At 66.6% G+C, this 12,715-nt stretch carries 11 protein-coding genes; 4 read left to right on the forward strand and 7 right to left on the reverse strand.

Annotation, left to right across the window (positions count from 1 at the left end; genetic code table 11):
* Positions 1 to 2: 2 nt before the first annotated feature.
* Genes EC839_RS11185 through EC839_RS11195 form a run of 3 tightly spaced genes read right to left on the reverse strand, consistent with a single transcriptional unit; the run spans position 3 to position 2,538 of the window.
* Entirely contained in the window at positions 3 to 1,052 is a 1,050-nt protein-coding gene (locus tag EC839_RS11185) for an alkene reductase (protein WP_007161863.1), read from the reverse strand.
* Positions 1,053 to 1,067: 15 nt separating this feature from the next.
* On the reverse strand, positions 1,068 to 2,231 hold the full coding sequence (locus EC839_RS11190; RefSeq protein ID WP_007161864.1) for an MFS transporter: 1,164 nt from the start codon (positions 2,229 to 2,231) through the stop codon (positions 1,068 to 1,070).
* Positions 2,232 to 2,247: 16 nt separating this feature from the next.
* Positions 2,248 to 2,538: a helix-turn-helix transcriptional regulator gene (locus tag EC839_RS11195; RefSeq protein WP_132832555.1), complete on the reverse strand. Its 291-nt coding sequence runs from the start codon at positions 2,536 to 2,538 to the stop codon at positions 2,248 to 2,250.
* A gap of 218 nt (positions 2,539 to 2,756) precedes the next feature.
* Between EC839_RS11195 and EC839_RS11200 the strand changes: the two genes are divergently transcribed.
* The 4 genes from EC839_RS11200 to EC839_RS11215 all read left to right on the forward strand — a co-directional run bounded on the left by EC839_RS11200 (position 2,757) and on the right by EC839_RS11215 (position 8,568).
* Positions 2,757 to 3,452 carry an OmpA family protein gene (locus tag EC839_RS11200; protein WP_007161866.1) on the forward strand — a complete coding sequence of 232 codons (696 nt, stop codon included), beginning with the start codon at positions 2,757 to 2,759 and terminating at the stop codon, positions 3,450 to 3,452.
* Positions 3,453 to 3,703: 251 nt separating this feature from the next.
* Complete coding sequence (locus EC839_RS11205; RefSeq protein ID WP_177416714.1) at positions 3,704 to 5,842, forward strand: bifunctional diguanylate cyclase/phosphodiesterase; 2,139 nt, start codon at positions 3,704 to 3,706, stop codon at positions 5,840 to 5,842.
* A gap of 172 nt (positions 5,843 to 6,014) precedes the next feature.
* Positions 6,015 to 7,169, forward strand: coding sequence for a phosphatidylserine/phosphatidylglycerophosphate/cardiolipin synthase family protein (locus EC839_RS11210; RefSeq protein ID WP_007161868.1), 1,155 nt, complete (start codon positions 6,015 to 6,017; stop codon positions 7,167 to 7,169).
* A 94-nt stretch (positions 7,170 to 7,263) separates the two neighbouring features.
* Positions 7,264 to 8,568: an acyltransferase gene (locus EC839_RS11215; RefSeq protein WP_080568397.1), complete on the forward strand. Its 1,305-nt coding sequence runs from the start codon at positions 7,264 to 7,266 to the stop codon at positions 8,566 to 8,568.
* Here EC839_RS11215 and EC839_RS11220 read toward each other — a convergent pair.
* From EC839_RS11220 to EC839_RS11235, 4 genes are all read right to left on the reverse strand, one after another.
* Positions 8,543 to 8,911, reverse strand: a complete 369-nt coding sequence (locus tag EC839_RS11220; protein ID WP_007161870.1) for a putative quinol monooxygenase — start codon at positions 8,909 to 8,911, stop codon at positions 8,543 to 8,545. The genes EC839_RS11215 and EC839_RS11220 overlap by 26 nt on opposite strands.
* Before the next feature lie 128 nt (positions 8,912 to 9,039).
* Positions 9,040 to 10,560: a fumarate hydratase gene (locus EC839_RS11225; protein ID WP_007161871.1), complete on the reverse strand. Its 1,521-nt coding sequence runs from the start codon at positions 10,558 to 10,560 to the stop codon at positions 9,040 to 9,042.
* Positions 10,561 to 10,789: 229 nt separating this feature from the next.
* Complete coding sequence (locus EC839_RS11230; protein WP_007161872.1) at positions 10,790 to 11,764, reverse strand: D-glycerate dehydrogenase; 975 nt, start codon at positions 11,762 to 11,764, stop codon at positions 10,790 to 10,792.
* 25 nt (positions 11,765 to 11,789) lie between these two features.
* Positions 11,790 to 12,653: a TIGR01459 family HAD-type hydrolase gene (locus EC839_RS11235; RefSeq protein ID WP_007161873.1), complete on the reverse strand. Its 864-nt coding sequence runs from the start codon at positions 12,651 to 12,653 to the stop codon at positions 11,790 to 11,792.
* Between the last annotated feature and the right edge of the window lie 62 nt (positions 12,654 to 12,715).

A 12,715-nucleotide genomic window follows, 5' to 3' on the forward strand; every position in this document is an offset into this window, starting at 1 on the left:
ACCTACAGCCGCGGATAGTCGATGTAGCCCACCGGGCCCTTGCTGTAGAAGGTGTCCGGGTGCGGCTCGTTCAGCGCGGCGTCCTGTTCCAGGCGTTGCGGCAGGTCCGGGTTGGCGATGAAAGGCACGCCAAAGGCCACGGCATCGGCCTTGCCTTCGTCCAGCCAGGCATTGGCCTTGGCCTTGTCGAATTTCTCGTTGGCGATGTAGACGCCACCGAAGGCCGCCTTGAGGTCCGGGCCAAGGCTGTCGCTGCCGGCCGCTTCGCGGATGCAGATGAAGGCGACCTGGCGCTGCCCCAGCTCCCGGGCGACATGGCCAAAGGTGGCGGCGGGGTCGTTGTCGCCCATGGTGTGCATGTCGCCACGGGTGGACAGGTGCACGCCGACGCGATCGGCGCCCCAGACGTCGATGCAGGCATCGGTCACTTCCAGCAGCAGACGGGCGCGATTCTCGATGGAGCCGCCGTAGTTGTCGGTGCGCTGGTTGGTGTCGCTCTGCAGGAACTGGTCGAGCAGATAGCCATTGGCCCCATGGACCTCGACGCCATCGAAGCCGGCGCGCTTGGCGTTCTCGGCGCCATGGCGATAGGCGGCGACGATGCCGGGGATCTCGGCGGTTTCCAGTGCCCGCGGGGTGACATAGTCGCGCTTGGGGCGCAGCAGGCTGACGTGCCCCTGGGCGGCGATGGCGCTCGGCGCCACCGGCAGTTCGCCGTCGAGGTAGCTGGGATCGGAGATGCGGCCCACATGCCAGAGTTGCAGCACGATGCGGCCACCGGCCTTGTGCACGGCGGTGGTCACGCGCTGCCAGCCGGCCACCTGCTCGTCGGACCAGATGCCGGGGGTGTCGGGATAGCCCACGCCCATAGGGTCCACCGAGGTGGCCTCGGTGATGATCAGGCCGGCGGATGCGCGTTGCACGTAGTACTCGACCATCAGGTCGCCCGGGACCCGTCCCGGTTCGGCGCGGCAGCGAGTGAGGGGCGCCATGATGACGCGGTTGGGCAGTTCCAGGGCGCCGATCTTGATCGGGTCGAACAGCTGAGTCATGGCTAGCTCTCTTTATTAGCTGGAGGTCGCCAGGCCGCTCTTGCGGGCCTGGCTGGCGGTCAGCAGGGTGGCGATAAGGGCCAGCAGGGCGAGCCCGCTGGCGGCGAGGGGTACCGCGGTAAGACCCAGGCCGTGGTCGATCACCAGGCCGCCGACCCAGGCGCCGAGGGCATTGCCCACGTTGAAGGCGCCGATGTTGAGGGTCGAGACCAGATTCGGCGCGTCCTTGCCGAAGGTGACCACGTTGATCTGCAGGGCCGGCACGGCGGCGAAGGCGGCCGCGGCCCAGAGGAAGAGGGTGATCTCGGCGGGCACGAAGGCCTGGCCGGTCCAGCGCAGGGCGGCGGAGGTCAGGGCCAGGGCGACGAAGATGCCTACCAGGCTGGTGGCCAGGCGCCAGTCGGCCAGGCGACCGCCGATGAAGTTGCCCAGGGTCAGGCCCAGACCGATCAGCAGCAGGGTACCGGTGACGCCACGCGGCGAGACGCCGGTGACCTCCTGCAGCAGCGGCGCCACATAGGTGAAGAGGGCGAACATGGAGGCGGCGAAGAACACCGTCATCGACAGCGCCAGCCAGAAGCCCAGGCCGCGCAGGGCGAGCAATTCCCGGCGCAGGTCGGCGCGCGGCTGGTTGCGGTCGGCCGGCAGCACCCGCCAGAGACCGATCAGAGCGACCACGCCGATCGCCACCACCGCCCAGAAGGTCGAGCGCCAGCCGGCGGCCTGGCCGAGGGCGGTACCCAGGGGCACGCCCAGCACATTGGCCAGGGTCAGACCGGTGAACATCAGGGCCACCGCCGAGGCGCGGCGATTCTCCGGGACCAGGCTCGCCGCCACGACCGCGCCGATGCCGAAGAAGGCGCCATGGCAGAGGGCGGTGACCACCCGCGCCAGCATCAGCATGTTGTAGCCGCTGGCCACGGCGCAGAGCAGGTTGCCGACGATGAAGATGCCCATCAGGGCGAGGAGGGCACGCTTGCGCGGCCAGTGGGCGGTGGCCAGTGCCATGAAGGGCGCGCCGACGGCCACCCCCAGGGCATAGCCGGTGACCAGCCAGCCGGCGCTGGGAATGGACACGCCGAGATCGGCGGCGACGTTGGGCAGCAGCCCCATGATGACGAATTCGGTGGTGCCGATGGCGAAAGCGCTCAGCGCCAGCACGATGAGAGAAGCGGGCATCAGGATTCCTTGCAGACTAGAGTTCGCGGGCGAGACGTTGCAGAAAGGCCTGGATGGCGGCCTCGTCGCGTTGGTAGAACACCCATTGGCCGATGCGCCGCGTGGTGACCAGGCCAGCCCGGGTCAACACCGCCAGGTGCGCCGAGACCGTGGACTGCGAGAGTCCGGCACGGGCTTCGATCTGTCCGGCACAGACGCCCGTACCCAGGTCGTGTTCCTGGTGCGGGAAATACTGCCGGGGATCGCGCAGCCAGCCGAGGATCTGGCGGCGCAGGGGGTTGGCCAGGGCTTTGAGGATCACGTCCATCACGGTCGCATCGTCATATTGGGTTGTAACGAACCTTAGATCGCAAAAAATCGATATGCAAGCTATCTATCTTCGATTCTGCCTATCGCGGACTTAGAGGCTCACTATCGCGATAAGTGTCCGCGAGCGCCGCTTCGTTCAGTTGCGATTCAGATCACGCGGCTAGAATTGCCGGGTGCGGCCCCATTCGCCGCAATGGATTTCCAAGGAGCAAAGACATGGCGCTGCCCACCCGTATCCTTCTCGCCAGCCTGGCCCTGGCCACCCTGGCCGGATGCGCATCCCCCAATCCCTACGAAAACCAGGGTCAGGCCAGCGGTGGTACCTCCAAGACCGCCAAGTACGGCGGCCTGGGTGCCCTGGCCGGTGCCGTCGCCGGTGCCGCCATCGATCACAACCACCGCGGCAAGGGTGCGCTGATCGGCGCCGCCGCCGTGGGTGCGGCCGCTGCCGGTTACGGCTATTACGCCGATCGCCAGGAAGCCGAGTTGCGCCGGCAGATGGAAAACACCGGCGTCGAGGTGCAGCGCCAGGGCGATGACATCAAGCTGATCATGCCTGGCAACATCACCTTCGCCACCGATTCGGCCGATATCGCCAACAGCTTCTACAAGCCGCTGAACGACCTGGCCAATTCCTTCAAGCAATTCGATCAGAACAGCATCGAGATCGTCGGCTACACCGACAGCACCGGCAGCCGTGCCCACAACGTCGAACTGTCCCAGCGCCGCGCCCAGAACGTTGCCGGCTACCTGACCGCCCAGGGCGTGCCGGCAGCGCGCCTGAGCACCCGGGGCGCCGGTCCCGATGCCCCCATCGCCAGCAACGCCACCGCCGATGGCCGCGCGCAGAATCGCCGCGTCGAGGTCAATCTGCGCCCCCTGCCCGGAGCCACCGGCACCCCCGCCCAGTAGCGACCGCTCGTCGCCGGCGACCGGCAGTTTCCGCGCCTTAGTGCCGCCTGGCGGAAACTGCTTTTTCATTTTGCGCTCTGATAGACGTCGCGAAGGGTCCCGCCTGCCAATCGGCAGGCGGCAGACCCCTGTCCGGCTGCTACGCTAGTAGGGTTGAGAGCGACGCGTCGCATAACGGTCACGACGGGAAGAGGTAGCCAGCCGCGCATGGCTGCTGCACGGCGGCAGAGGCCGCGGGGAGAAGAGGCTTGATGGAGTGCCCGTTGCCGCAGACAGAGCAAGGTCCGGTGTTGCTGGTGGTCGACGACCGCCTGGAGAACCTGTTCGCCATGCAGGCGGTACTGGAGGTCGGAAACTGGCGGGTGATCACGGCCGCTTCGGGTGAGCGTGCCCTGCAATACCTGCTGGACGAAACCGTGGATCTGGTGCTGCTCGACGTCCAGATGCCGATCATGGACGGCTTCGAGGTGGCGCGCATCATGCGCAGCAACCTGCGCACCCGCTTCACCCCGATCATCTTCGTCTCCGCCGAAGCCCACTCCTACGAATCGGTCCTGCGGGGCTATGCCACCGGCGCGGTCGACTACCTGCTCAAGCCGGTCGATCCCAATATCCTCAGGCACAAGGTGCGCTCGTTGCTTGATCACGAGCGCAATCGCCGCGAATTGCTGCAGGCCACCCAGCAGCTGGAACTGGCCAAGTCCTTCAGCGATTCGCTGCTCGACAATGCCGCCGAAGGCATCCTCACCGTCAACGAACAGGGCCGGGTGACCTTCGCCAACGCCGCCATCGCCCGCATGCTGAGATGCAGCGTCAGCGACCTGGTGCACGCCAATTTCCTCGACTTCCTCGAAGGCGGCAGCGGTCTCGACGACTGGCAGACCTCGCCCTTCATGGAGCACTACGACCGCCGCGAGACCTATCGCCTGCACGATGCCCGCCTGCGCACCAATCGTGGCGACAGCCTGCCGGTGGCGCTGTCCTGCGCGCCGCTGCCGCGCATGCAGCGGGCCATGGTCATCATCGCCCTGGACATGTCGCGCATGCGCGAGCTGCAGGACCAGCTGGAATCCCAGGCCGTCACCGATGCCCTGACCGGTCTGCTCAATCGCCGCGGCTTCAACCAGACGCTGGAAGCCGCGCTGGCGCGCAGCGGCCGCAACGGCAAGCGCATGGCGGTGCTCTACATAGATCTCGACGGCTTCAAGCGCATCAACGATTCCCTCGGTCACGAGGCCGGGGATCGGGTGCTGTGCATCGTCGCCGAGCAGCTCAAGAGCTGCATGCGACCCTACGACATTCTGGCGCGCATGGGCGGTGACGAATTCACCGCGCTGCTCGACTCCCTGGAGCATCCCGAGGACGCCGCTCGCGTGGCCGAGAAGCTGCTGGAGCTGCTGGCCACGGTGCATCGCATCGACGGCATGGAAGTCAGCCTGGGCGCCAGCATCGGCATCGCCAGCTATCCCGACTGCGGCCATACCGTGGACGGCCTGCTGAGATCCGCCGACATCGCCATGTACGAGGCCAAGCGCGGCGGGCGCCAGCAATACCGCTTCTTCTCGCCGGACATGAACGGCCGCGCCCGTTCCCGGCTGATGCTCGAAGAGAGCGTGCGCAACGCCATCGACAACAAGGACTTCGTGCTCGCCTACCAGCCGCAGGTCTATCTGCGCGACGGCCGCCTGCGCGGCTTCGAGGCGCTGCTGCGCTGGGAGCACACGGTGGCCGGCAAGGTTTCGCCGAGCGTCTTCATCCCGCTGCTGGAAGAGACCCGGCTGATCAACCGCATCGGTGACTGGATCTTCCGCGAAGGCGCGACCAAGCTGCAGTCCCTGCAGGAGATCTATGGTGACGAACTGCTGCTGAGCATCAACCTAAGCCCGGTGCAGTTCGGCATGCCGCAGCTGGCGGAAAGCCTTCGCCAGATCATCGAGACCCATGGGCTGCGACCCGAGCAGCTGGAAATCGAGGTGACCGAATCGGCGCTGATGCACGATATCGACTACACCCGCGCACAGCTGTCGCAACTGCGCGCCCTCGGCGTGCGCATCGCGGTGGATGATTTCGGCACCGGCTATTCCTCGCTGGCCTATCTGCGCCACTTCGAGCTCGACACCCTCAAGATCGATCAGCTGTTCATCGCCAACATGCTGGATTCTTCCCGCGACGCCGCCATCGTCAGCACCATCCTAGAACTGGGCCGCAACCTGGATCTGGAGGTCATCGCCGAAGGGGTGGAGACCCTGGAACAGCGCGATTGGCTGATCGAGCACGGCTGCGAGATCATGCAGGGCTTCCTGGTCTCCCGGCCGCTGAGCGCCGAGGTGACCGGTCGCTTTCCCCAGCAGGTCGACTGGACCGCCCGGCGCCCCGAGCCCACACTCTAGGCGCCCTGACGGCCTGCTCCAGGAGCAGGCCTCCGTCCATCGGCGCAGCCCGCCGAGCAGGCGCCGCGCCAGAGCCGGCGGTGCTCCCCTGGCCAGCCAAACCACGCCTGTGACTGAACGAACCCCCGTCCGCGCCTTCTTATGCAATGGCCACAGGCACGGAGTAGGAAGCATGCGGGGCGCCGTCTTTCCATGGCGGGAAAACAACAGGTTCGAATTGCTGGTGGACGGCGGTCGGTTCTTTCCGGCCATGCTCGAATCCATCGCCGGCGCCAGTCGCCGGATCGATGTCGAACTCTATCTGGTGGAAGCCGGCAGTTGCTCCGAACAGTTGCTCGTGGCCCTGACCGAAGCGGCCCGACGCGGCGTCGCGGTGCGTTGCCTGTTCGATGGCTTCGGCACCCTGCGCATGGATGCCGGCTTGCGCCGCCAGCTGGAAGAGGCGGGCGCGGAGCTGCGCATCTTCAACCCCGTGCGCTTCGGTCACGGCTTGCACAACCTGCACCGCGACCATCGCAAGATCTTCATCATCGACGGCGAAGAGGCCTTCGTCGGTGGCAGCGGCGCGACCGATGACTTCTGGGATCCGGCCAAGAGCGACTGCAACTGGCACGAGGTGATGGTACGCATCCAGGGACCGCTGGTGGAGGACTGGCTGGCGCTGTTCGAGCGGCAATGGGAAGCGGTGGGTCGCCGCCGCGCCTGGAAGCCACGCCCGCGGCGGGGTCGCGAGCGGCCACCGCCGCCACCCGCCGCCCAGGAAGGGCAGGGCCGGGTCGCCTACGCCGATGCCCGCCAGCACCGCGACATCCTGCAGGCGCTGATCCGCGCCCTGGTGGGTGGCCGCGAGCGCATCTGGTTCGCCACCCCCTATTTTCTCCCGACCTGGCGCGTGCGCTGGGCCTTGCGGCGGGCGGCGCGGCGCGGCGTCGACGTACGGCTGCTGCTCACCGGCCGGCACACCGACAATCCGCCGGTGCGTTTCGCCGGGCAGCGCTACTACCGCAGCCTGTTGCGCGCCGGTGTGCGCATTTACGAATACCAGCCGAGATTCATCCACGCCAAGATGGTGCTAGTGGATAACTGGGTCAGCGTCGGCTCCTGCAATTTCGATCACTGGAATCTGAGGTTCAACCTGGAGGCCAATGTCGAGGCGGTGGATCGCGGCCTGAGTCAGGCGGTGGCGGCCAGCTTCGTCAAGGATTTCGCCCAGAGTCGCGAGATCACCCTGGAATTCTGGCGCAGTCGGCCCTGGTGGCGGCGCGCGCGCGAGTGGCTCTGGGGTTCGCTGGATCGCCTGGTGATCGGTGTACTGGGGCGCGGTTAGCAGCCCCGGGTGTCAGGTGCGGGTAACATAACCGATCCGGCGCTGTAGGCCGGACCCATCGTCCCGCGGACGAGGCCAGACGAGTAACGCCTTAGTGCAGACTTTAGATAAACACCGCTTCATCGGTCTGGAGTGGCTCAGGTTCCTGATGGGTTTCTATGTGGTCGTCTACCACACCATCCATTTCTATCCCGAGCGCAAGACCATTCCCCTGCTGGACGAGATCACCAGCATGGGCTTCTTCGCCACCAGTACCTTCTTCGTGCTCTCCGGCTTTCTGCTCGCCCACGTCTATTGCGGCCGTGGCAGCCTGCGCGAGCCGGCGCGCAGCTTCTGGGTCAAGCGCTTCGCCAACCTCTATCCGATCCACATCTTCGCCCTGCTGCTGGCGATGGCGGTGGTGACCTGGATCGGCAGTCTGGGGATTCCACCGGGCGCCGCCACGGCGAGCATCCGCTTCGTGGTGTTCGACACCAACGAGCCCCTGGCGCGGACCAATCCCGAGTTGTTCCAGCACTTCATGAGCAACGCGGAGCTGGCTTTCAACGCCGTGCTGCAACTGTTCATGCTGCAGGCCTGGAATCCTTACTACCTGACCTTCAACGCGCCGCTCTGGTCGATCTCGGCGCTGTTCTTCTTCTACCTGACCTTTCCCAAGCTGGCCCCCCGGCTGATGACCAGCGAGCGTCCCTGGCAGCTGTTGCTGCTGGTCTGGGTGCTCTATCTGATTCCGCCGCTGCTGGTGATCCTGCACCAGAACTACGGCATGCCCTTTACCGGTCTGCTGCAGCGAGTGCCCCTGTTCCGGCTGCCGGAATTTCTCGCCGGCATCCTGCTGTACGCCATCTTCCGCCGCCAGCACGCGCGGGGCTGGACACCCTCGGAGCGGCAGCGGTTGCTGCTGGCGAGCTACCTGATCCTGAGTTTCGCCCTGGGCACGGCGCTGTTCACCCACGGGCCCAAGTTCTGGTACTTCCTGTTCCACAACGGTCTGTTCCTGCCGTCGCAGCTGATCCTGGTCTATCTGGCCGCGCTGGCGCAGGAGCCGGCCAGCGAGCGCATCCGCCACTGGTCGCCACGACTCGGCGGTGCGTCGCTGTCGATGTTCGCCCTGCACGTGCCCCTGTCGGGGATCTACATGACCCTGGAACAGCTGATCGGCGGCAATCTCAAGGCCTGCCTGAGTGGCGATCGCGAGGTCTGCATCGCCGCCGCCGGGGCCTATACCAACTCCATCGAGTGGTACTGGCTGTTCCTGCTGGCAGTGGTGGTGCTTTGCGTGCTGTTCCAGGAGCGGCTGGTGGTGCCGACTCGCAAGCGCATCCTCGCGGTGCTGCTGCCACGGCTGGCGCCGCCGCAGCAGCCACCCCAGGCTAGCGGCGGAAGCCTGCGGCCATGACGAAGAAGCGGGCGTTCAGGGCCGCCAGCGGCTCGCGCAGCTGCTCCAACTGATCGGCCGCACCGAATACCTCGAAGCGTTCCAGGGTGGCGATGGCCTGGGCCTGCTCCAGCAGATCGCCGATGTTGTCCAGGTGCGCCAGTAGCGCCTGGGCATCGCGATAGCCTTCGCGGCAACGCGCCGTGGTGCCGTCATAGCAGAAGCCGTAGTAGAGGCAGCCGGGTTCGTTGCGGGTGCGCTCCAGCATGGCCTCGCCCAGGCGCTTGAAGGCTTCGAGCTGATCGGGCTGGACGGCGAAGACGGGGGCCAGGCTGCAGACGGAATCGCTGGGAAGAGTGGGCATGGGGGCTCCGGGGTCGGGGATGGTCTCCATGCGACCCCTGCCGCTCGGCAAGGCTCCCACCGGCTGACGGACGTGCGCCCAAAGAAAAAGCCCAGCACGGGGCTGGGCTTTTCCGTCGCGACGGGCGCTTAGATCTCGACGGCCAGGCTGTCGGCGATCTTCTTCTGCCACACCTGCGGACCGGTGATGTGCACCGACTCGCCACGGGTGTCCACGGCTACGGTCACCGGCATGTCCTTGACCTCGAACTCATAGATGGCTTCCATCCCCAGTTCCGGGAAGGCCAGCACCTGAGCGCCCTTGATGGCCTGGGCCACCAGGTAGGCGGCGCCGCCGACGGCCATCAGGTAGACGGCCTTGTGGTCCTTGATCGCCTCGATGGCGATGGGGCCACGCTCGGACTTGCCGATCATGCCCAGCAGACCGGTCTGGTCGAGGATCTGGCGGGTGAATTTGTCCATGCGGGTCGCCGTGGTGGGACCGGCCGGGCCGACCACCTCGTCGCCCACCGGATCGACCGGGCCGACGTAGTAGATGAAGCGACCCTTGAGGTCCACCGGCAGTGGCTCGCCCTTGTTGAGCATGTCGACCATGCGCTTGTGAGCGGCATCGCGACCGGTCAGCATCTTGCCGTTGAGCAGTACGGTCTCGCCCGGTTGCCAGCTCTGCACCTCTTCCGGGGTCAGGGTGTCCAGGTTGACCCGACGGGCACTCGGACCGGCTTCCCAGACGATTTCCGGATAGGCGTCCAGCGACGGAGCTTCCAGGCTGGCGGGGCCGGAGCCGTCGAGCACGAAGTGAGCGTGACGGGTGGCGGCGCAGTTGGGGATCATGCACACCGGCAGGGAGGCGGCGTGGGTCGGGTAGTCCTTGATCTTGACGTCCAGCACCGTGGTCAGGCCGCCCAGGCCCTGGGCACCGATGCCCAGCTGGTTGACCTTGTCGAAGATCTCCAGGCGCAGCTCTTCCAGGCGATTCTGCGGACCGCGGGCTTTCAGCTCATGGATGTCGATCTCGTCCATCAGCGATTCCTTGGCCAGTACCGCGGCCTTCTCGGCGGTCCCGCCGATGCCGATGCCGAGCATGCCCGGCGGGCACCAGCCGGCGCCCATGGTCGGCACGGTCTTGAGCACCCAGTCGACGATGGAGTCGGAGGGGTTGAGCATGGCCATCTTCGACTTGTTCTCGGAGCCGCCGCCCTTGGCCGCGACATCGATCTCCACGGTGTTGCCCGGGACGATCTGGTAGTGGATCACCGCCGGGGTGTTGTCCTTGGTGTTCTTGCGGGCACCGGCCGGGTCGGCCAGGATCGAGGCGCGCAGGACGTTTTCCGGCAGGTTGTAGGCGCGGCGCACGCCTTCGTTGATCATCTCGTCCAAGCTCAGGGTGGCGCCGTCCCAGCGCACGTCCATGCCGACCTTGGCGAAGACGGTGACGATGCCGGTGTCCTGGCAGATCGGCCGGTGGCCGGTGGCGCACATCCGCGAGTTGATCAGGATCTGGGCGATGGAATCGCGCGCGGCGGCGGATTCTTCGCGCAGATAGGCCTCGTGCATGGCCTGGATGAAATCGACGGGGTGGTAATAGGAGATGAACTGCAGGGCGTCGGCAACGCTCTGGATCAGGTCATCCTGCTTGATCACGGTCATGTACGCGCTCCTCTTGGCGGTTTCTTGCGTCTCGGCCACAGCGGTGGCGAGACGGGCGCGCAATTCGGGTCGCACGGACCGGGCCGCGAAGGAGCCCGATCGGAGGGGTGGCCTGACACACTGAGAGAGGCCCACCCGGCCAGGGCGGCCGACCCGAGAGCGGCGCGGCAGTATAGCCTTTAAGCGCCCGGACGGCACGCCACCTGGGTCGACGGTGGGCGATCAGCGCCTAGCGGCGATCCAGCGCCGCCGGATTGACCAGGTCGGACGGGCGCTCACCGGTAAGGGCCGCGATCAGGTTGTTCACCGCGCGTTCGGCCATGGCGTAGCGGGTCTCGTGGGTGGCCGAGCCGATGTGCGGCAGGGTGACCACGTTGGGCAGTTCGAACAGCGGCGAGGCCTCCAGCGGCTCGCGGGTATAGACGTCCAAGCCGGCGCCGCGGATCTGGCCCTGACGCAGCGCCTCGATCAGCGCCGGCTCGTCGATGACCGGGCCACGCGCCAGGTTGATCAGGATAGCGCTGGACTTCATCAGCCCCAGTTCGCGGGCGCCGATGAGGCCTTCGGTGGCGGCCGACAGGGGCACCACCAGGCAGACGAAGTCGGCTTCCTTGAGCAACTCGTCCAGCTCGCGGCGCTGGGCTCCCATCTGCTCTTCCAGCTCGGGCTTGGCGCTGTTGGCGGTATAGAGGATCGGCATGTCGAAGCCGAAGTGGCCACGCTTGGCGATGGCCGCGCCGATGCGACCGGCGCCGACGATGCCCAGGGTACGGCCATGGATGTCGGTGCCGAAGTGTTCTTCGCCGATACCCTTGCGCCAGTGTCCGGCCTTGACGAAGGCATCCAGCTCCGGCACCCGCCGGGCGGCGCTGACCAGCAGGGTGAAGCCGAGGTCGGCGGTGGTATCGGTGAGCACGTCCGGGGTGTTGGTGAGCAGGATGCCGCGCTCGGTCAGGTAGTCCACGTCATAGCTGTCGTAGCCGACCGAGACGCTGGCGATGGCTTCCAGGGTCGTGGCCATTTCCAGTTCCTTCTCGCCCAGCTTGCGACTGGCGCCGATCAGGCCCTGGGCCTTGGCGGCGGAAGCGGCGAACAGGTCGATGTTGGCACTGGCGGGAATCACCTCGACGGAGAAATGTTCGCGCAAACGTTCCACCAGCGTTTCGGGCAGGCGGTTGAAGACCACTACGTGCTTCTTGCTCATCGATACCTCGGCGTGCGGAAAAGGATTAGGCCAGACCGGCCGCGGCGAAGCGCGGCCGCTCGGGATGTTGCCTGAGCAGCGGCTCGAGTCCCTCGCGGGTCGGCTCCTGGTTGAAGTCCAGACCGAGGGCCTCGCGGTGGATGCCGGTGGCCGCCAGCCAGAGACAGTCGATGCCCGCCGCCACCGCGCCGGGTACATCGGTCACCAGCGAGTCGCCCACGAACAGCAGGCGCTTGGCGCCACGCTCGGCCAGGGCGCCTGCCGCGCAATGGAAGGCATAGGGATCGGGCTTGCCGTACCAGGTGACCGCGCCACCCAGGGCGGCGAAGCGATCGGCCAGCTTGCCGGCTGCATAGAAGGGTAGACCCCCGGACACCACGTTGCGATCCGGATTGGCGCAGAGAAAAGGCTTGTCCAGCGCCGTGGCCAGGGGCGCGAAGCGCGCCTCTAGTTCGTCTTCCGGAAAGCTGCCGACGCCTAGGATGATGGCTGCCTGCTCGATGTCCTCGACGAAGCGCGCGCGGATTTCCGCGGGCCAGCCCACCTGGCCGGTGCCAGGGCCGGAGAGGTAGATGCCGCCTTCGCTGAAGGTCGGGTCCTGCTGAAAGGCATCAATGGCCAGCTGACCCGAGGTGGTGATGCCGGCGAAGAGCTCGCGCGGCACGCCCAGCTTGCCCAGTTCTTCGACCATGCCGTCCGCATCGCGCGAGGCATTGCTGAGGAACCACACCGGCTTGCCTTCGGCGGCGCGGCGCTCCAGCCAGGCGCGAGCGCCGGGAAAGGTTTCGTAGCCGTCGATCAGCACGCCCCAGAGGTCGAGGATGAAGCCGTCGTAGGCGGCCAGGGCCTCGTCCAGTTGATCGAGGCGGAGCAGGGTGGGAGCGGTCATGCGGCGGATCCGATGGCGAAAGGGGAAACGACAAGCCTAACCGGTTTTGCCGAGCGGCTGCC

This window comes from Pseudomonas sp. JUb52 (genome assembly GCF_004341115.1).
GTDB classification, from domain to species: Bacteria; Pseudomonadota; Gammaproteobacteria; order Pseudomonadales; family Pseudomonadaceae; genus Chryseomonas; species Chryseomonas oryzihabitans.